Raw genomic sequence first — 20,193 nt, 5'->3', positions numbered from 1 at the left:
GGTGAATCGCGTATTACGACACACCCTCATATTTTTTTTCTAATAGGCGACTGTTTTTAGGCTGTTCTTTTAATGGACTTCCTGGTCCAGATTTTTAACCATTCCCTTATATCTTTCGGGTAGGGCACTTTCGACAGCGGCATAAGCTTCGGACAAGGTAGCTTTGATGTTTTCAGGTCCTTTTCCCTTGGGAGGGATTGGATCGTGTATGGTTAGTATCAGCCGATGGCGGTGTATCCATTTGCCTGTACGGGGAAGTATTTCGAACGAGCCGTCGATCGTTACGGGAACGACTGCCAGTTGAAGATCGTCAGCCAGCTGGAAAGCACCTCGTTTGAAGTAGCCCATGTGGCCTGTGAAGGTACGTGCTCCTTCCGGAAATACAACCAATGATACGCCATTGGTCAGTGAAGATTCGGCCTGACGCATAGTTGCCAATATCTTTTTGGGATTGCTGCGATCTACGAAGATGTGTCCGGCGCTTTCGCAAGCTTTGCCTACAAAAGGAATTTTCCGCAGGCTCTTTTTCATCATCCACTTGAAGTTGCGTCCGAGGAAACCATATATCAGGAAAATATCAAAAGCTCCCTGATGATTGGGTACAAAAACGTACGAGGTGTGCTTGTGTACTTTTTCTCTACCTTTAACTTCTACCGGAATCAATAGCAGATAACAAGTCAGGCGCGACCATATTTTACCAGGGTAGTAGCCCCAAAAATGTGCTCCTCCGATCAGAGAGCCAACGATGGTAACCAGTGCGGTCAGGATAGTAAGTACCAGCAGGACAGGCAACGCAAAGCATACTTGGTAGATGTTGTAGAGTATCCTCATATTCTTCTTTGATTTATCAGTATTTCCGGATGCAAAGATAATATCGAATAATGGATAATGGGAATACCAAAGTGATTTTTTTCTTGTCATTCTTTCTGTTTCAGTTCGATGACCGTGATTTCGGGCCAGGCACCGAACCTGAAAGGTAATCCTACATACCCAATGCCGATATTGACATACAAGGCACGCTCGCCTTCGTAATACATGCCTTTCCACTCGGGGTATTTCAAGGTAGCCAGCGAATGTCCGAATAGAATCATCTGCATGGCATGTGTATGTCCGGACAGCATTAGCTCGATATTGGATTTTGGCAATACTTCCCGACGCCAATGTGTAGGATTGTGGCTTAGCAGGACACTGAACATGCCTTCGGTTCCTTTTATGGCATGCGGCAAATCGGCATGTTGCGGGAAGGGAGGCTCACCGTCGTTTTCTACACCTATCAGGGCAATGCTGTCACCGTTGTGCCGTATGATGGCATGTTCGTTGTTCAGCAGTTTCCATCCCATGGCTTTTTGCTGTTCTATAAGGTAGTTCAGGTTTTGCTTTTCGTCATCGGCAGTAGGCCAGCGGTAGTAGGTTCCGTAGTCGTGATTACCTAATACAGAGTAAACGCCATCAGGTGCATGGAGCTGTGACAGAATCTCTTGGAAACCGTCCAGTTCGTGACTTTGCTGGTTGACCAAGTCACCAGTAAAGACTATCATATCGGCCTTTTGGGCGTTGACTATATCTACCAGTTTTTGTATGGAGGCGGGATCTTTCTCCCAACTTCCGATGTGAATGTCTGATATTTGTGCAATGCGGTAGCCGTTGAAAGCAGCGGGTAGGTGTCGGGAACTGTATTCCACCTGTTTTACTTCAAACTGTTTGATGCCAAACAGGGCACCGTAGATGATGTTGCCAAAACTAATGGCAGCAAGTAGTAAACCTATAATGTTAAACGGTAGACGAGGGCAGCGGCGGATGATAAAATTTACCAGTAAGCCAACTAAAGAGCAGAGCATGAAGAGGGTTTTGGGAACGGCAAATAGCATGATACCTACCGCCAGCCGTCCGATGCTATGAGTATGGTTGGACAAGGCATTGTCACCACTCAGATACATGTAATAGACATAAATGGCTGATAATAGCAGAGTGGGCATCCAATAAGAAAGTCGTATTCGGATATTTTGAGTCTTTTTTACGATGTGTACCAGGTAGATGTACACATCGGGTATCAACAGAAAAATGGCCAGTAAAAGTGTTATTCGGTGCATATGTCTTTCAGTTCTTCTATGTTCTTTTTGATGTTGTCTAGATGCTGATAAATTCCTTTTTTATATAAGATGCAGATAATCAGTATATCTATAGCAGTGAAAGCTGATATGATGACGACTTGTGTTCCGATGGATTTCAGATGATAGCCCATCACCCAGTAGTTGAAAGCATTGAATACGACTACCCAGATGCAGAGGGCTATGATTTCGTTGCGGGTCCACTGTCGGAAAGTTGTCATGCGTCGGCTTACTTCGGCTACAGACATCTCGTCAATGTGAGTCTGTTTATTCCAACGATAGGTTTTCCAGTCCCACCAGATACCAATGACGATGCTGACGCCGATAAACAACAGAAACAGTGAGATTCTGGCTCTCATGTCTGAATCGTCCAGTACGACAGGCATTACGATCAGAGCCACTCCAAGCAGCAATAGAACAATACCACCTGTTACCATCGAAATGCGTTGTAGTCCTAAAATCCGGCTTATGCTTCGTTTTGTCCCAGACTTACAGCCTTCGATGAGTTCCTTGATTTGTTTTCCATTGGCAATCTGTTCTTTTTGTAGTTGTTGATCCAATGTGTTCCACGATTTTTTCAGTTCCTCCAAATTCATATGTCTATTCCTCCTTGTTCATTTTCCTCAGTTTGTCTTTTATCCGGCTTAATTTGGTCGCTACATTGGTTAAGGTCAATCCGGTAATTTCTGCAATTTCCTCGTAGCTTTTATCTTCTAAATAGAGAAGCACGATCGATTTTTCCAATTGTCCCAAACGGTTGATCATGCTATATAACCGTTTTAGCATAACCTGTGTTTCATCAGTTTCTTCTATTCGGTCGGCTATTTGTGACAGCGTCACAATTTCGGGAATGTTTTTTTCTTTACGGATAAAACTGATGCAAGTATTCAAGGCTATACGGTAGATCCAAGTCGAAATTTTACATTCGTTTCGAAACTTGGGATAAGCCTTCCACAGGTTGATAACTACTTCCTGATACAGATCGTTAAGGGTAGCATGAGGTGTAGTGTACAGATAGCACACTTTATAAATGACACGCTCATATTCCTGTATGAGAGTTACGAATTCTTGCTCTACATGATCCATTCCTTTTCCTGTATCAGTTTTTGCTTATTTACTTTGTACTCTATTAGTAGTATTATGTCGGTAAAAATCACAATACGGAGAAAAAACGTTGTGGCAAAGATAGAAAGATAATGCTGAAAACCATATTGAGGTAACATAATTTGTGAAAAAATCTGCAAGGTTCTATCCAAGAATGGTGAACCTTGCAGATTAGGAAAAAGTGTTATGAAGGATTGTTGAAGATTAAGTCCAAAACAGGGATTGTTTGGGCTTTTTTCATAATATTCATGAGAGAACTCTAAAATCAGTTATAGAACTTTCTCATAGGAAAAACTCCAATGGGGTAGCAGGTCTGGTTTTCGATCTTTTTAACCAATTTGGATGTTTCACCACTGCAATCGTATATTAACAGATAATTTTTAGTGGGGATTTCGCTTTCGCTGTAGGCATTTGATACAGCAATATATAAGTATTGGTTCGTAGGATCAACAGCTACATTACAGTTCAGATACTCGCCATCAGGAGCATCTTGTTTTGTATCAATGTAGTCAACAGCTTTCCAGGTACTAAGTGACAGACGTCTCACTGTTGTACTGCCAGCTGCATAATACAGATAGTCGCCAGCCACTGCAATGCCGGGAGTGTTGAAGAATTCGGCTGAAATATCTTCTGCAATCTGTTTCTCTTTCGTAATTTCCCATTTATCCAAATCAACAAAATATAAATAGCTTTTCTTTTCACCTCCTCTGCCACAAGTAGCTAACATTACTTCACGTTCGCCAGTCTGGCAAATGCCGCTGATAAAATCTCCTTTCAGATCAGGCAATACACGGCTTACTTTGTTCATGCCTTTCGAAAACTCAATCAGGCGTGTGGTTTCCCAGAAACCTCCGCCGCCACAATACAGGTGGTCTCCTACACGAATAATACCTCGGGTACTGGCTACTCCTTCTACCGTATTGCCTTGGTTGCCGAAATGGAAGGAGCCTTCGATGATGTTCAAATCTCCCGTAGTACTGTCGAAGCGGAATACGCCTTGTTCATCAGAAAAGAAAATATTTTGTTCGTCGAGAACTGCAATATTCTCAAGAGGGGTAGTGATCGGCATCATTTCTTCTGGATCAAGGCTTCCTTCAGGACGATGAAACTTGAGCTCATCCATTTTATATGCTTTTTCCCGTTTTAAAGTGACAGCATCGGCTATAACCAGTACTCCATCTCCTTCTTCACCATTAGGACTGTAGATGCCGTTACTTATCAGGTAGATTTTTCCATTATACATATAAAGATCTTGAGCTTCATTTCCAAAGGCGGTTCCATTCACTTTTTTATAGCTGTTTTCTTCAATAGTACCTTCTGGGCTGATATAGGTGATAGTACTGTTTTGTGAGACACGTGCTCCCTGGTTCAGGATTATCACTCCATCCGGATGGGCATATCCGTCCAGATAGGTTGTCTCGTCGTTGGAGTTGTCGGAATCGCCGGGAGTTTCATCAATCGTATCGGAAGAACATCCGGTCACCAAACTCAGTGTACAGAAGCTGGCTATACAAGCCATCATGATTGTTTTATTTATTTTCATCTTTCAAGTCTCTTTATCAATTAATTTTCGGGATAGAAATAACATCCGGCAGGGAAGTTTGTATAATTTTCGTATTTGGCAGCAGGGGCATCCTTACTTGCGTTAAAATCGAATGCCCATATCTGGTTGGTTTGGAGCTGGGCATATGATTTGATGGTGTTGATGTATACCTGTCCAGTTTTAGGATGAACAGCTATGTTATTGTAAAGCATTCCTGCATTATTGTCTAAGGTATTCAAGTCACAAAGAATTTCTTCAGAATCAAGTCCGCTTGTTTCATCCAGTTCTGGATCATCATTGAAATTCATCTGGTAGATTGTTGTTCCATCAGCGTAGTAAAAAGTGTTTCCTTTAACAGCGAAACCCATACCAGATGAGCCAACCGAAGGCTGAACACTTATTTGACGTTGTATAGTTTCGCGGGTTGTCGGATTAAATTTGCTGATGGCGCTCTTACCGGCACCGAACGACATGACCCATATATCGCCGTCGTCGGCAGGCTTAATACCCAGTACCGTGTTGATTTGGCACGAGAGGGTATATGGGAAAAGTATTTTTTTCACAGAGTCGTCCTCTGGCGTAATTTCAATGATACCGCTGATTAATCCTGGTTTGTATGTATAAACCTTTCCATCTCTGGTGAAAAACTGAGATTTTGGGGCTTGTTCGGTTCCTTCTACAAATTTCAATTCTTTTGAAGACATATCCAGATGTTTAATTCCTTCATTGTCTCGAATGTATACGTGTTGCTCATCAATGACGGCAATGTGGCTTGGCCAATCTATTCCAGGAAGTTCGGCATTGCTGAATGCTATTTCTTTTTTTAATGTTTTGGCGTTTACTACTATCAGCATTCCGTCGTTGTCGAAGTGGCTGCCTACGGCATTCATGTCTCCGTTTTGTGAAATTATATAGATCTTTCCGTCGCAAAAGGCCATGTCTTGTGCAACGTTGCCAAGTTCGGTACCATTGACAGCTTTATAAGCATCATCGATGACATAGCCTTCAGGAGTGATGTACGTCAGCGAACCGTTTTCGGTTGTCATGTTACCTTCATTCAATACAAAAGTTCCGTTAGGGTCATCAAATGAGTTTAAACAGTATAAGTCAACCTTTGATGAAATTTTTTGTTCGCCTTCTCCTTGTACGTTTACTGTCAATGTAATTTTCGATACTGCATTTTCAGAAGCTTGTATACTGATGGAGTGGTTAGGTTCGTCTACTTGTGCGTTCCAGCCTTCGGGTAGTGTGGCAATGTTTATTGCATTCGCATTTTGGGCAGAATATTCTAATTGATAGCTTTGTCCAGGTATGACAAAGAAAGGGGTGGTCTCATCAAGTTGGGTTATCCATTCGAATTCTGGCGCAAGTGCTACAGGGGAATCCTTATCGTCACTACAGTTTGTAAAAAACAATACGTTAACAAATAAAATGACGGCCCATAGTGTCTTCAGCCTCATGTTAAATAAAACTTTCATTACTTTTTTGATTTAGATTAATAATTGATTATTAATAAAATAGCTTTTTAAAATCAACAGTTGGAGAAAGTTTAAGTGTTTCTTGAAGACTTGTCTGACATATAGATATAGCCATATAATCACAACAAATCACATATCATGTTGATGATATGATTTGAAAATGTGACCGGTAATCTTACAATAATGCAAATTATACAGGGCACAATAATTCATATCCCGAATTGAAGGATATGCAAACACTAAAAAATTATCCAGCATTCTGCTAATGCACCAAATCGAACTGTCCTCGCGTCCGATTTATCTTAAATGATGGCAGGTCTTCTGACTGACTCTCGCCTTTGACCCCTTTCCGGTTTTACCCAGTGGCATAAGTATTTGTCAAAGCGTTACAAAAAGAGTTTCACAGCAGCGGGACTGTTCGGGACTTTCACCCGATTCCCTTTTAATCCATGAAGCCGAACGGCTACACAGAACCAATCGGCCGCAAAGATAAAGAGAATATATGAAGCTAATCTATTGTTTTATTTTTATTTATCGGTAAAAATTTACCGAAGTATTGATTTAAAAAACTTTTGGAAAGAGAAACATTTTGGGAGGAGAGCCATGCTGCAGGTATAGATAGAATGTATCCAATAGACTATAAATGACGAGTGGACAGGTACTTACGCATTTCATTAATAGGAATCCCGCGACGTTGGGCGTAGTCTGCCAGTTGCTCTTGGTCGATTGTCCCTACTGAAAAATAGCATGCTTCAGGGTGGGATAGCATGAGACCGCAGACCGAAGCATGGGGATGCATGGCTCCATTTTCAGTGAGGGTAATTCCGATTTGTTCCATTTGCAGCAGTTTGTCCAGCAGAAAGCTGACTGATTGATCGGGCAATGAAGGATAACCTACTGCTGGCCGGATGCCTTGGAATTTCTCTGCCAATAACTCATCCATGCTCAATGATTCGTCTGGGGCATATCCCCATGCATATTTGCGTACATATTCGTGCATCTTTTCGGTTGCAGCTTCGGCCAGTCGGTCAGCTAAAGTTTGTGCTAACAGGTGTTGGTAAGGGTCCTGGCTAAAGTGGGTTTCTGCATCTTGGCCAGCTGTGGAAGCAAAGAGTCCAATTGTATCGGCAATGCCTGATGATAAAGGGCGGATAAAGTCGCTTAGACAGAGATAAGGACTCCCGTCGGCATGTGGTGTTTGTTGCCGAAGAAGGGGGAAGAGAATGTCTTCAATTATGATGTTATCTCCGTCTGAATTGGCACGGCATAGTCTGAAAAGGCTACGCGCTGTATATCCTTCTTCGTCAAAACGCTCAAGCATTCGGCAAGCTTCTTTATGGAGTTGCATAGCCTCGGCTGCTTTACTACGTTCGCTCTCGGGGAAGGATGCCAGCCACATGGCACGGCAAGAATCGCATCCGTGGATATTGGCTATTCCGGCAAAACGGGGCTGGAATCCCCAAGCATGGAAAAAGTAGATCCAATTGATGTAGGGGACTATGTCGCGGATACGGTAAGTCAGTATCATGTTTTGGCATTAAAAAGATTATCGTTCAAAACGTAATTCTTCTCCACGGTAACTGTCGTCGACCTGTTCTTCAGTGTAGACAGTATATCCATTGACAAATGTTCTTTCCACTTTCCAGTCAAAACTGCGTCCTTCGAGCGGACTCCAGCCACATTTGCTTTGAATGAGGTGTTTTTCCAATGTCCAGGGAGATTCAGGTCTTACTAATACCAGGTCGGCTCGGTATCCTTCACGAATAAAACCTCGCTCATGAATGCCGTATAACTGAGCTGGAGCATGACACATTTTCTGTACGACCTTTTCGATCGTGAAAACTCCCTCATTGACCAGTTGCAGCATGCTGACAAGCGAGAATTGTATCATAGGCATACCCGACATAGCTTTTAAGGCACCTCCTTTTTTCTCCGTGATGAGGTGAGGGGCATGATCGGTAGCAATTACGTCGATTACATCGTCATTGATAGCGGCACGCAAGGCATCGCGGTCAGCTTTGGACTTGACGGCCGGGTTACATTTGATAAGAGTGTTCAGTGTGCGGTAGTCGGACTGGCTGAAAAGCAAGTGGGCGACACAGGCTTCACCTGTAATTTTCTTGCTGCTGACAGAACCGGATTCGAGCAATTTAAGTTCGCGTGCGGTAGACAGATGGAGTACATGCAGTCGTGCTCCGGTTTCTTTTGCCAGCTGTACAGCCAAGTGCGATGAAGCATAACAGGCTGCCGAGGAACGGATGTTGGGATGTTTATTGACGGGTATATCATCTGCATCCGCGTATTGGGCTTTGTATTTTTCCGTGTTTAGGCGTATGATTGCCGGATCTTCGCAATGGACGGCGATGAGCATGTTTGTACTTCTGAATATATTTCGCAGACTTTCCTGACGGTCTACCAGCATATTCCCTGTACTAGAGCCCATAAAAAGCTTGATACCACATATACGATTGCGATCCAGTTTTTCAAATTCTGTATAATTATTGTTGGTTGCTCCAAAGTAACAAGAATGATTGACAATACATTTCTCGTTCAGCAAGTCCAGCTTGGCGTTCAGTGCATCCAGCGTAACAGTCTGCGGACTGGTATTGGGCATGTCCATGATGCTGGTTACACCGCCGGCAGCTGCAGCACGGCTTTCGCTTAATATGTCGGCTTTGTGTGTCAGTCCCGGATCGCGGAAATGTACGTGGTCATCGATAACTCCGGGAAGCAAATAACATCCGGTAGCATCAATGGTTTCATCGCAAGGAGCAGAAAGAGGTTTTCCGTGTGTCAGCACTTCGGTGATGTAGCCCTGATCGCTGATAACTATAGAACCTTGTACGGTTTCTCCTTCGTTGACGATAAGGGCATTATGTATAAGAGTACGTTTCATTTTGATGGTCGTTGAGCGTTTCTCTGATGTTTATTAATCATTTTCCTTTCGGATATTTTTTGAACCAACTGTCCCACTTTAGACGGATTACTCCGAAGACAGCTTCGCCAAAGATACTGCTGTTCATTTTAGAAGTCCCCAATTCGCGGTTGATGAAGATAACCGGAACTTCTTTGATCTGGAATCCACATTTGTAGGCTGTGAATTTCATTTCTATCTGAAAAGCGTATCCTTTAAAGCGTATACTGTCAAGCTGAATGGTCTCTAATACCTTACGGCGATAGCATACAAATCCAGCTGTGGTGTCGTGGATAGGCAGACCGGTGATAATACGGACATATTTGGACGCAAAGTAAGACATCAGCACGCGCCCCATAGGCCAGTTTACAACATTGACTCCGCTGACGTAGCGTGAGCCGATGGAAACATCTGCACCATTCTTGGCACAGGCTTCGTACAGGCGTGGCAGATCTTTGGGATTGTGGCTGAAGTCGGCATCCATCTCGAAAATATATTCGTAGTTGTGTTCGAGTGCCCACTTGAATCCGGCAATGTAAGCGGTACCTAATCCCAGCTTTCCCCGACGTTCTACCATGAAAAGGCGTTCGGGAAACTCTTGCTGGAGTGTACGTACAATCGAAGCAGTGCCATCGGGCGAACCATCTTCAATCACGAGGATGTGAAACCCATGTTCGAGGCTGAAGACGGCACGGATGATGTTTTCAATGTTTTCCCGTTCGTTGTAGGTCGGAATGATAACTATACTGTCTGATGTCTGCATATCACCTTTGAGTTTGTTTCGGTTATTATATGGTTGCTGAATTTATCCGTTATTCAGCTTTAGCATTGTTTACTTTTTGTTACAGATACAAAGACAGAAATCACAAAGTCTTTTTCCCTTGTACGAATCTTCGTGTCTGTCGTACCTTTAATGAGAACAAAAATACTGTTTTTTCCGTCATTGACGAATAAAACGCGTGGATTATTTCGTATTTTTGTGCTCGAATTAGTGTGATGACAATGACTATTACTGAACTTCAGCAACTTTATGCCGCTCATCCTAATGTGGAGGGCATGATTCGATTATTAAAAGATTCTTCGGTCAGACATTTGTACTGTAACGGTTTATGCGCTTCGTCTGCTTCGCTGTTTGCTTCGACAATTGTACAGCAGGCCGAGTGCCCGTTCGTTTTTGTCCTGGGCGATTTGGAAGAAGCGGGCTATTTTTATCATGATTTGGTGCAAATATTGGGCTCGGATGATGTGCTGTTTTTCCCTTCATCGTTTCGGCGCGCTATTAAATATGGTCAGAAGGATGCTGCCAATGAGATATTGCGTACCGAAGTGTTGAGCCGTTTGGAGAAAGACGGAAAGTATGTATGTGTAGTGACCTATCCTGATGCTTTAGCTGAAAAAGTGGTTTCACGCAAGGAATTGGATGACAAAACGCTGAAACTGCATGTCGGAGAAAAAGTCGATATGGACTTTGTTCGAGAGGTATTGCGGAATTATGGTTTTGAATATGTCGATTACGTTTACGAACCTGGGCAATATGCAGTGCGCGGAAGTATTATAGATGTGTTTTCCTTCTCATCCGAGTATCCCTTCCGTATCGACTTTTTCGGTGACGAAGTGGAAAGTATCCGTACGTTTGAAGTAGAGACACAGCTGTCGAAAGAAAAAAAAGAAAGCATAGTCATTGTTCCCGACTTAAGTCATAATCTGGAAGATGGAGGAAATGGTGGGATGGTATCTCTGCTCGATTTTCTGCAAGCTGATACAGTGTTGGCCATGCGCGATTTCCTCTGGTTGCGCGAACGTATACAGAATGTACACGACGAGTCGTTGACACCGCAGGCAATTGCAGCCCGCGAAGCGGAAGAAAACGGAGCCATCAGACTGGATGGAAAATTAATAGACGGAGGTGAGTTTACGGTACGGGCTCTTGATTTCAGACGGATGGAGTTTGGCAATAAACCGACAGGGACTCCCAATGCTGTTTTGAACTTCAGCACTTCGGCTCAGCCTATCTTCCACAAGAATTTTGATCTTGTAGCACAAAGCTTTAAAGAATATATCGCTAATGGCTATACTATTTATATATGTAGTGACAGTACAAGGCAGACTGATCGTATTCGGGCTATCTTTGAAGATCGTGGCGATAACATTTCCTTTACGGCAGTAGAGCGTACTTTGCATGAAGGTTTTGCCGATAATGATTTGCATTTGTGCGTTTTTACCGATCATCAGCTCTTTGACCGTTTTCATAAGTATAATCTGAAAAGCGATAAGGCACGCGGTGGAAAAGTGGCACTTAGCCTGAAAGAACTGAATCAGTTTACTCCGGGTGACTATGTAGTGCATACTGATCATGGAGTAGGACGTTTTGCTGGGTTGGTGCGTATACCTAATGGCGACACTACGCAAGAGGTAATGAAACTGGTTTATCAGAATGACGATGTTGTGTTTGTTTCTATTCATTCTTTGCATAAAGTATCCAAATACAAGGGAAAGGAAGGAGAGGCACCTCGTCTGAACAAACTAGGAACTGGTGCTTGGGAGAAGTTGAAAGACCGCACCAAGACTAAAATCAAAGACATTGCCCGTGACCTGATCAAACTTTATTCACAACGTCGCGAGGAGAAAGGATTCCAGTTCAGCCCCGACAGTTTTCTGCAACGCGAACTCGAAGCTTCTTTCCTTTATGAGGATACTCCCGACCAAAGCAAAGCTACTGCTGAGGTGAAAGCCGATATGGAGAGTGCCCGTCCGATGGACCGTCTGGTGTGTGGCGATGTTGGCTTCGGTAAGACGGAAGTAGCTATACGTGCGGCTTTTAAAGCTGTGGCCGATAATAAGCAGGTAGCTGTGCTGGTACCGACAACGGTATTGGCATACCAGCATTTTCAGACTTTTAAAGAACGCTTGAAAGAGTTGCCTTGTAAAGTCGAATATCTGAGTCGTGCCCGCACATCGGCACAGACCAGAGCGGTTATCAAGGGTTTGGCTGCGGGAGAAGTAAATATTCTGATAGGCACACACCGTATCTTGGGTAAGGATGTAAAGTTCAAGGATTTGGGATTGCTCATTATTGATGAAGAGCAGAAATTTGGGGTTAGTGTAAAGGAAAAACTGCGTCAATTGAAGGTTAATGTAGACACATTGACCATGACTGCTACTCCTATTCCCCGAACTTTGCAGTTCTCGCTGATGGGAGCGAGAGATTTGTCGGTTATACAAACACCTCCACCCAACCGTTATCCGGTGCAAACCGAAGTGCATACTTTCAATGAAGAAGTGATAACGGATGCCATTAATTTTGAGATGAGCCGTAACGGACAGGTCTTTTTCGTGAACAATCGTATTTCCAATTTGGTGGAACTGAAGGCCATGATCGAACGCAACATTCCGGATTGCCGGATTTGCATCGGTCACGGACAGATGGAACCCGCCGAACTGGAGAAAATTATACTGGATTTTGTGAACTATGATTATGATGTCCTGATAGCGACTACCATTATCGAAAGTGGTATTGACATACCCAATGCCAATACGATTATTATCAATCAGGCACAGAACTTCGGGCTGAGTGACTTGCATCAGATGCGTGGCCGGGTAGGACGGAGCAACAAGAAGGCTTTCTGTTATCTGCTCGCTCCTCCTTTGTCGTCGTTGACTCCTGAGGCTAAACGCCGGTTGCAGGCTATTGAGAACTTCTCCGATTTAGGAAGTGGTATACACATTGCTATGCAGGATCTCGACATTCGGGGGGCAGGCAATATGCTGGGAGCTGAACAGAGTGGTTTCATTGCCGATTTGGGTTATGAAACTTATCAGAAGATTCTGACCGAGGCCGTTCGCGAGCTGAAGAATGAAGAGTTTTCCGATCTGATGGCAGAAGAACAGCAAGCTGCCGACGGAAGCGGACAGATTACTGGTGAACAGTTTGTGGATGAATGCCAGGTTGAGAGCGATTTGGAATTATTGTTACCTGCCGATTATGTGACAGGTAGTAGCGAACGTATGTTGCTCTATCGCGAATTGGACGGTCTGGTATTGGACAAAGACGTGGAGGCCTTCCGCTCACGTCTGGAAGACCGTTTCGGTCCAATTCCTCCTGAGACGCAGGAACTGCTCCGCATTGTTCCTTTACGTCGTCTGGCTGCCCGACTTGGTGCGGAAAAGGTATTTTTAAAAGGAGGGCGTATGACTTTGTTCTTCGTCTCCATACCTGATAGTCCGTATTATCAGAGCCAGGCCTTTGGTAAGGTTATTTCTTACATGATGAAGTATACCCGTCGTTGCGATTTGCGTGAGCAGAACGGAAAACGCAGTATGCAGGTTAAAGACGTCACTTCGGTAGAGGAAGCTGTTCACGTATTGCAGGAAATGTTTGCCATGCAGGTCGAGGAATAATCAGGGGAGGTCCGTGTGGTTCCTTCTCCGATATTCCATGGGAGACTTCTTTTTTTGCGCTTTGAAGAATTTGCAAAAAGAAGCCTGATCGGCAAAGTGCAGTTCTTCGGCAATCCGGCTGATAGGAATGCTGTCGTCGTCGAGCATGTGCAAGGCATGCCCTAGAATTTCGTCACAAATGATGGTGTGCGGAGTCTTTCCGGTCATCTTTCGTACGGTACGTGTCAGATGCTTTACAGAAATGCATAAAGCATTGGCATAAAAGTCGAGCTGATGTTCAGTTGCGAAATGAGTTGAAACCAATTTCATGAAGTTTAGTATGATAAGGTCCTGTTTGCTGATGTAGGAAGCAGACTGTTCTACATTCTTTTCTTGTGCGAACATGATGTTTCCTAATTCAAGGCTAAAGCTTTTGAAGTAAAGTTGTGCCAGTTCCTGCCGATAGTAATGAGTCTGTGTGCTGAGTGTGTCTTTCAGCAGACATAATTGGTTCTCAATAAGAGCATTATCCTGAGCAGAGAAAATACGGATGGGAATGGTCTGACGTTCGGTCATTCGGTTTAGTGGACCTGGACGTAAGTTTTTTAGCGATTCGCAGGCAAATTCAAAGGTAATGAACAGACACCATGCACGTAGGTCAGAGCTGAAATTTGTCATTTTCAGAGTCATGGTGTCTAAAATGTCGAGGTAGGCTGGTGCTTTCATTTCACACGACTGGTTCCCTAAAGATATGTTCACACTGCCGTTTGATACTAATAGGAATATACGGCTATTTTCGATGAGACGATTCTCCAGCTTATAGAAGTTGGCAGGAGAAACTAAAAGTACCTGTTCGCTGATATAGCAGTCAGGCGAAAATAGCAGAGATAGTTCTTTTTGTGTCATTGTCTGTTTCAAAAGCGTTGGTTATGTTGCGAAAATACAGAAAAATGTCTGTTAACGACAAATTTAGACGTCAAATAGACATATGGATTCCTAACAAAATCTAATAAGGGGTGTTTTGGACAAATCTTTGTTCCAAATAGCCAAAAAGCTCGTTGATATTGCCTATAATTTTGCTCGCAAAATAACAAATTTGAGTAAAAATGAAGGTGAAAAGAGTAATTTTATTAGGTGTATGTTGCATGACCGTTTTGTCGGGATGCCGGCAGAACTTACAGCAACAGGGAAAACAAGATTATCCGTTAATGACATTGAAACCCGAGGACAGAGAACTCTCTGTCAGCTATTCGGCTGTGATCGAAGGTAAGCAGGATGTGGAGATTCGCCCGCAGGTTTCAGGAACCATTACACAGGTATTGGTGAAAGAAGGAGCACAAGTACACAAAGGGCAAGTATTGTTTGTTATTGATCAGGTACCTTACAAAGCAGCTTTACAAAAGGCAAAAGCGGCTGTAGCTACGGCACAAGCCAGTGAAGCCACTGCTAAACAGACGTTGGAAGGAAAGCAGTTGTTGTTTAATGACAAAGTTATTTCAGATTTTGAGCTTCGTACGGCACAGAACGATTATCAAAGTGCCAAAGCACTGCTGGAACAGGCGCAGGCTGAGTTGACAGATGCCGAAAACAATCTTTCTTATACAGAGGTAAAAAGTCCGGTTGACGGTTATGCGGGTATGACGTCCTACCGTATCGGTGCGTTGGTAAGCGCCTCCATGAGCGACCCTTTGATTCGTGTATCGGACAATTCGGAAATGTACGTCTATTTCTCGCTAAGTGAAAAACAGGTTTTGAGTCTGACAGCACAATACGGTTCGTTGGACAGCACGTTGGCCTCATTTCCCGAAATTTCTCTACAACTGAATGACGGTTCGGTGTACGAGCAGAAAGGAAAAGTAGATGTCATCAGTGGCATTATCGACAAAACAACCGGAACAGTCAGTTTGAGGGCGGTATTCGATAATAAAGGCAAACGTCTGATGAGTGGTGGATCAGCCAGTGTGGTTATTCCTTATGAGCGGAAACAATGCATCGTTATCCCGCAGGGAGGAACATACGAAATACAGGATCGGATTTTTGCCTATAAAGTAGTAGACGGAAAAGCTGTTTCGACCCCGATTGAAGTATTCGAGATAAACGATGGAAAAGAATATATTGTAGAAAGCGGACTGAGCGAAGGCGATGTGATTGTGTCCGAGGGTGCCGGCTTGCTGAAGGACGGCACTGTAGTAAGTGCATCGGCTACGCCACAGGCAAACGAAACAAATATGGAGGGTTGACATAATGAAACTACAGCATTTTATAGACCGGCCGATTCTCTCCATGGTGATTTCGGTCGTAATTCTGGTGGCCGGACTTATCGGACTCTATGCCTTGTCGGTTGAACAATATCCGGATATTGCTCCGCCTACTATCCGTGTATCTACTACATATAGTGGTGCCAATGCCGAAGCTGTGCAGAAGAGTGTGATCGTACCTCTGGAAGAAGCCATCAACGGCGTTGAGAACATGACTTATATGACTTCTACAGCCAGCAATACGGGTAGTGCTGAAATTACAGTCTACTTCAAGCAGGGAAGCGATCCGGATATGGCGGCTGTCAACGTGCAGAACAAAGTCTCTACTGCCACTTCTTTGTTGCCGGCCGAAGTAACCAAAGTAGGCGTAACTACCATGAAGCGTCAGAGCAGTATGCTGAAAATCTTTGGTTTGTATAGCCCGAACGGGACGTATGACGAAACTTTCCTGACTAATTATCTGAGTATAAACGTTAAACCGCAGTTGCAGCGTATCTCGGGTGTAGGCGAAGTAAACGTGATGGGTGGTGACTATGCCATGCGTATCTGGCTGAAACCTGAAGTGATGGCTCAGTATGAGTTGGAACCAAGCGATGTGGAGTCTGCCTTGTCCAGTCAGAACATTGAAGCTTCGACCGGTTCTATCGGCGAGGATTCCAAGAATGTCTACCAGTATACATTGAAGTATCGTGGACGTCTGGAGAAGGAACAGGAATTTGAAGAGATTGTCATTAAGGCACTGGACGACGGTCGGGTACTGAAACTGAAAGACATTGCTACCGTAGAACTGGGTGCACAGAGTTATTCGTATACCGGTAGTGTGAACGGAGCTCCGGGCAGTACGTGTATGATCAATCAGACGGCCGGAACCAATGCCAATGAGATCATCATGGAGATAGACAAGTTTCTGGAAGAACTGAAAGAAACGTTGCCCGAAGATGTGGAAGTTGTGGAACTGATGAGTACCAAGAATTTCCTTGATGCTTCTATCAACGAAGTAATCAAGACTTTGATTGAAGCTATCATACTGGTTGTGTTGGTTGTATATGTCTTCCTCCAGAATCCGCGTTCTACGCTGATCCCTACCGTCAGTATCTTTGTCTCGCTGATAGGTACGTTTGCGGTGCTTTACATAGCAGGATTCAGTATCAATCTGCTTACGCTGTTTGCATTGGTGTTGGCCATCGGTACGATTGTCGACGACGCCATTATTGTGGTCGAAGCTGTGCAGGTAAGGTTCGACGAGGGTTACCGTTCGCCATACAGAGCCTCTATCGATGCCATGAGTGGCATTTCTTCGGCTATCGTTACTTCGACTCTGGTGTTTATGGCAGTGTTTGTTCCGGTGTCGTTTATGGGTGGTACGTCAGGAGTGTTCTATACTCAGTTCGGTATCACGATGGCTGTGGCGGTAGGTATTTCGGCCATCAATGCCTTGACGCTTTCGCCTGCCCTTTGTGCTTTGATTCTTCGTCCGAACGAAATTCTGGTCGACGGTAAGAAACCGGAATTCTCGACCCGCTTCCGTCTGGCATTCGATTCGGCTTTCAAGCGCATTGTGTTGAAATATAAATCCGGAGCCAAATTCTTTATTAAAAGAAAATGGCTGGCATGGACTTCGTTTGCGGCTGCGGTCCTGTTATTGTTTTATTTTATGGGAACGACCAAGACCAGTCTGGTACCTTCGGAGGATACCGGCTCTATATTTGTCAGCTTGGATGCTCCTGCAGGAAGTACGTTGGCCGAGACGGCAAGTATTATGGAAAAGGTGGAGAAAGAGTTGAAGGAAATTCCGCAGATAGCGAACTTCAACAAGGTGGCAGGTTTTGGAATGGGTTCCGGTAGCGGTGCTTCGCATGGTATGTTTATTGTGAAGCTGAAGCACTGGGACGAACGCCCGGGTAAGGAGAATAGTGTAGATGCTATTTCGGCTGAAATCTATCGGCGTACGGCTCACATAAAGAATGCGAATATCTTTGTGTTCTCGCCGCCAATGATTTCAGGTTACGGAACGGGTAACAGTTTCGAACTGTATTTGCAGGACCGTTCCGGCAAGGGTATTGATGCTTTGAGCCAGGTAACAGATAATTTCCTGGTAGAACTGAACAAACGTCCGGAAATCCAGATGGCTTATACTTCTTTCAGTGCACGCTTCCCGCAGTATCGTGTCGACGTGGACGAGGCACAATGCCAGCGGGCCGGTATTACAACAGAACACGTTCTGTCCGTCTTGTCCGGCTATTTCGGTAGCATTTATGCTTCCAATTTCAATCGTTTCACGAAGTTGTACAGGGTTATCATACAGGCACCGTCGGACAGCCGTAAGACGATGCAGTCGCTCGACAATATCTATGTGAAGACATCGGATGGCATGGCACCGGTCAGCCAGTTTGTGACGCTGACCAAGACATACGGTGCCGAGTCGCTGACGCGTTTCAACATGTTCTCGTCTATCAATGTACAGGGTATGCCTGCCAGCGGATACAGTTCGGGCGATGTCATCAATGCGGTGAAAGAAGTGGCTGCGCAGACGCTTCCTACAGGTTACGGTTACGAGTTTTCGGGCATGACACGCGAGGAAGAGCAGATGGCCAACTCGCACGACACGGTCATCATCTATGGGGTCTGCATTCTGTTCATCTACCTGATACTTTGTGCTCTGTACGAAAGTCTGTTTATCCCGATGGCTGTTATTCTGTCCGTACCTTTCGGACTGATGGGAAGTTTCCTGTTCGCCCGCCTGTGGGGGATTGAGAACAACATCTATTTGCAGACAGGATTGATCATGCTGATCGGACTTTTGTCGAAGACAGCCATCCTGTTGACCGAATATGCTACCGAGCGGCGCAAAGAAGGCATGTCGCTGTCGCAGGCTGCCATTTCGGCCGCCGGCGTACGTTTGAGGCCTATCCTGATGACGGCACTGACCATGATATTCGGTCTGCTTCCGCTGATGTTTGCTTCGGGTGTAGGAGCCAATGGTAATACTTCGCTGGGCGTAGGTGCCGTAGGAGGCATGCTGATAGGTACGGTAGCGCTGTTGTTTGTAACACCTGCTTTCTTCATTACTTTCCAGTATCTGGAAGAACGGGTTATGGGTAAACGAAAAGAAGACAGAAAATTATGAAAAAGATAGTTTATATAATAATGTGTATGGCAATGCTGAGCAGTTGCCACATTTACCGCAATTACCAACGTCCCGACAACCTGCCGGTAGACAGCCTGTTCAGGGATGTTGATATGGCGGCCGGAGAAGATTCCGTCAGTTTCGGTGATCTGCCTTGGCAGGAGGTCTTTCAGGATCCTCTGTTGCAGGAGCTGATACGTTTCGGGTTGGAAAACAATACAGATATGCAGACCGCATGGTTGCGCTTAGACCAGGCAAAGGCACAACTCAGAGCTGCCAACCTGTCGTTCTTGCCTTCGCTTACTTTGTCGCCTCAAGGCACACTGACCAGCAGCGATGGAGGCAAGGCGGTGAAAACGTACGAGCTGCCTGTCCAGGCAAGTTGGGAAGTAGACCTGTTTGGCAACCTGCGCAATGCCCGGAAAGGCACTCAAGCCACTTTGTTTCAGCAGCAGGCCTATCAGCAAGCAGTCCGCTCCGATCTGATTGCTACCATTGCCAATGATTATTATTCGCTTCTGATGCTGGACGAGCAGATAGCCATCAGCTCGTCTACGCTGGAAGTGTGGAAAGAACAGGTACGTCTGCTCGAATCCAAATTGAAAGTCGGTGAGGAGACTGAGAATGCCGTTACGCAGGCACGTGCCAGCTTGTACGAGCTGGAGGCTACCCACAACGATTTGCTTCGTCAGCAGCGCGAAGCCGAGAATACGCTTTGCACTTTGCTGGGTATTACTTCGCGCACCATCGAACGGAGCTCGCTGAAGGAACAGCAGTTCCCCGATACGTTTCAGACGGGTGTGCCTCTGCGGTTGCTGTCCAGACGCCCCGATGTCGTGCAGGCGGAGATGACGTTGGCCAATGCGTATTACACGACCAACCAGTCGCGTTCGGCTTTCTATCCTAATCTGACACTTTCGGGTAGTGCCGGTTGGACCAATTCTTTAGGTCAGGCAGTGACCAATCCGGGTGGTTGGATTCTGTCGGCCGTGGCATCGTTGACTCAACCCATCTTCAACCGTGGCAAGCTGATTTCCAATCTGCGTGTCTCCAAGGACGAAGAACAAATAGCTTTGCTTAATTACAAACAGATATTGCTCGATGCCGGACAGGAAGTGAACGATGCTTTGTATGCTGTAAGTTCGGCACAGCGCAGTCTGGAGAGTCATCAGAAGCAATGCCGCGAATTGGAACGCACCGTGCAGACTGCCGAAGCTTTGTATCGGACGGGCAATGCCACTTATCTGGAATTGCTGACGGCGCGTCAGTCGCTATTGAGTGCAC

General features: G+C 44.9%; 14 protein-coding genes and 1 riboswitch. Of the genes, 4 read left to right on the top strand and 10 right to left on the bottom strand.

What is annotated here, in order from left to right; genetic code table 11:
* Positions 1–69: 69 nt before the first annotated feature.
* The 9 genes from QVP67_RS13825 to QVP67_RS13785 all read right to left on the bottom strand — a co-directional run bounded on the left by QVP67_RS13825 (position 70) and on the right by QVP67_RS13785 (position 9,910).
* Positions 70–831 carry a lysophospholipid acyltransferase family protein gene (locus QVP67_RS13825; RefSeq protein ID WP_022164149.1) on the bottom strand — a complete coding sequence of 254 codons (762 nt, stop codon included), beginning with the start codon at positions 829–831 and terminating at the stop codon, positions 70–72.
* A gap of 86 nt (positions 832–917) precedes the next feature.
* On the bottom strand, positions 918–2,090 hold the full coding sequence (locus QVP67_RS13820; RefSeq protein WP_022164148.1) for a metallophosphoesterase: 1,173 nt from the start codon (positions 2,088–2,090) through the stop codon (positions 918–920).
* Positions 2,078–2,704 carry a hypothetical protein gene (locus QVP67_RS13815; protein ID WP_022164147.1) on the bottom strand — a complete coding sequence of 209 codons (627 nt, stop codon included), beginning with the start codon at positions 2,702–2,704 and terminating at the stop codon, positions 2,078–2,080. The genes QVP67_RS13820 and QVP67_RS13815 overlap by 13 nt, the downstream gene beginning before the upstream one ends.
* Positions 2,705–2,708: 4 nt before the next feature.
* On the bottom strand, positions 2,709–3,194 hold the full coding sequence (locus QVP67_RS13810; protein ID WP_022164146.1) for an RNA polymerase sigma factor: 486 nt from the start codon (positions 3,192–3,194) through the stop codon (positions 2,709–2,711).
* 283 nt (positions 3,195–3,477) lie between these two features.
* Entirely contained in the window at positions 3,478–4,755 is a 1,278-nt protein-coding gene (locus QVP67_RS13805; RefSeq protein ID WP_022164145.1) for a DUF5074 domain-containing protein, read from the bottom strand.
* Between the two features lie 20 nt (positions 4,756–4,775).
* Positions 4,776–6,233, bottom strand: coding sequence for a DUF5074 domain-containing protein (locus QVP67_RS13800; protein WP_022164144.1), 1,458 nt, complete (start codon positions 6,231–6,233; stop codon positions 4,776–4,778).
* Between the two features lie 294 nt (positions 6,234–6,527).
* A riboswitch (cobalamin riboswitch) is annotated at positions 6,528–6,727 on the bottom strand.
* A gap of 143 nt (positions 6,728–6,870) precedes the next feature.
* Positions 6,871–7,761 (bottom strand): vitamin B12 dependent-methionine synthase activation domain-containing protein, encoded by an 891-nt coding sequence (locus tag QVP67_RS13795; protein ID WP_022164143.1) that lies wholly within the window; start codon positions 7,759–7,761, stop codon positions 6,871–6,873.
* An 18-nt stretch (positions 7,762–7,779) separates the two neighbouring features.
* Entirely contained in the window at positions 7,780–9,129 is a 1,350-nt protein-coding gene (locus tag QVP67_RS13790) for a dihydroorotase (protein ID WP_022164142.1), read from the bottom strand.
* A 37-nt stretch (positions 9,130–9,166) separates the two neighbouring features.
* On the bottom strand, positions 9,167–9,910 hold the full coding sequence (locus QVP67_RS13785; RefSeq protein ID WP_022164141.1) for a polyprenol monophosphomannose synthase: 744 nt from the start codon (positions 9,908–9,910) through the stop codon (positions 9,167–9,169).
* A gap of 239 nt (positions 9,911–10,149) precedes the next feature.
* Here QVP67_RS13785 and mfd point away from each other — a divergent pair, with 239 nt between their 5' ends.
* Positions 10,150–13,545: a transcription-repair coupling factor gene (mfd, locus tag QVP67_RS13780; protein WP_022164140.1), complete on the top strand. Its 3,396-nt coding sequence runs from the start codon at positions 10,150–10,152 to the stop codon at positions 13,543–13,545.
* On the opposite strand, the gene QVP67_RS13775 is transcribed toward mfd, so the two are convergent.
* Positions 13,546–14,430, bottom strand: a complete 885-nt coding sequence (locus tag QVP67_RS13775; protein ID WP_022164139.1) for a helix-turn-helix domain-containing protein — start codon at positions 14,428–14,430, stop codon at positions 13,546–13,548.
* A gap of 200 nt (positions 14,431–14,630) precedes the next feature.
* Here QVP67_RS13775 and QVP67_RS13770 point away from each other — a divergent pair, with 200 nt between their 5' ends.
* The 3 genes from QVP67_RS13770 to QVP67_RS13760 all read left to right on the top strand — a co-directional run.
* Positions 14,631–15,764, top strand: coding sequence for an efflux RND transporter periplasmic adaptor subunit (locus tag QVP67_RS13770; protein ID WP_022164138.1), 1,134 nt, complete (start codon positions 14,631–14,633; stop codon positions 15,762–15,764).
* 4 nt (positions 15,765–15,768) lie between these two features.
* Positions 15,769–18,909 carry an efflux RND transporter permease subunit gene (locus QVP67_RS13765; RefSeq protein WP_022164137.1) on the top strand — a complete coding sequence of 1,047 codons (3,141 nt, stop codon included), beginning with the start codon at positions 15,769–15,771 and terminating at the stop codon, positions 18,907–18,909.
* Positions 18,906–20,193 (top strand): efflux transporter outer membrane subunit (locus tag QVP67_RS13760; RefSeq protein WP_288180228.1); only part of this gene is annotated, 1,288 nt, incomplete at its 3' end. The genes QVP67_RS13765 and QVP67_RS13760, both read left to right, overlap by 4 nt.

The sequence above is a fragment of the Bacteroides sp. CAG:633 genome (assembly GCF_000435115.1).
GTDB lineage: Bacteria > Bacteroidota > Bacteroidia > Bacteroidales > Bacteroidaceae > Bacteroides > Bacteroides ndongoniae.
This window is presented reverse-complemented; position numbering and strand designations above follow the sequence as displayed.

What these genes read in the sequence shown, in the direction of transcription:
- QVP67_RS13825 (WP_022164149.1), bottom strand. Translation starts at nt 831, where the DNA reads ATGAGGATACTCTACAACATCTACCAAGTATGCTTTGCGTTGCCTGTC.
- QVP67_RS13820 (WP_022164148.1), bottom strand. Translation starts at nt 2,090, where the DNA reads ATGCACCGAATAACACTTTTACTGGCCATTTTTCTGTTGATACCCGAT.
- QVP67_RS13815 (WP_022164147.1), bottom strand. Translation starts at nt 2,704, where the DNA reads ATGAATTTGGAGGAACTGAAAAAATCGTGGAACACATTGGATCAACAA.
- QVP67_RS13810 (WP_022164146.1), bottom strand. Translation starts at nt 3,194, where the DNA reads ATGGATCATGTAGAGCAAGAATTCGTAACTCTCATACAGGAATATGAG.
- QVP67_RS13805 (WP_022164145.1), bottom strand. Translation starts at nt 4,755, where the DNA reads ATGAAAATAAATAAAACAATCATGATGGCTTGTATAGCCAGCTTCTGT.
- QVP67_RS13800 (WP_022164144.1), bottom strand. Translation starts at nt 6,233, where the DNA reads ATGAAAGTTTTATTTAACATGAGGCTGAAGACACTATGGGCCGTCATT.
- QVP67_RS13795 (WP_022164143.1), bottom strand. Translation starts at nt 7,761, where the DNA reads ATGATACTGACTTACCGTATCCGCGACATAGTCCCCTACATCAATTGG.
- QVP67_RS13790 (WP_022164142.1), bottom strand. Translation starts at nt 9,129, where the DNA reads ATGAAACGTACTCTTATACATAATGCCCTTATCGTCAACGAAGGAGAA.
- QVP67_RS13785 (WP_022164141.1), bottom strand. Translation starts at nt 9,910, where the DNA reads ATGCAGACATCAGACAGTATAGTTATCATTCCGACCTACAACGAACGG.
- mfd (WP_022164140.1), top strand. Translation starts at nt 10,150, where the DNA reads ATGACTATTACTGAACTTCAGCAACTTTATGCCGCTCATCCTAATGTG.
- QVP67_RS13775 (WP_022164139.1), bottom strand. Translation starts at nt 14,430, where the DNA reads ATGACACAAAAAGAACTATCTCTGCTATTTTCGCCTGACTGCTATATC.
- QVP67_RS13770 (WP_022164138.1), top strand. Translation starts at nt 14,631, where the DNA reads ATGAAGGTGAAAAGAGTAATTTTATTAGGTGTATGTTGCATGACCGTT.
- QVP67_RS13765 (WP_022164137.1), top strand. Translation starts at nt 15,769, where the DNA reads ATGAAACTACAGCATTTTATAGACCGGCCGATTCTCTCCATGGTGATT.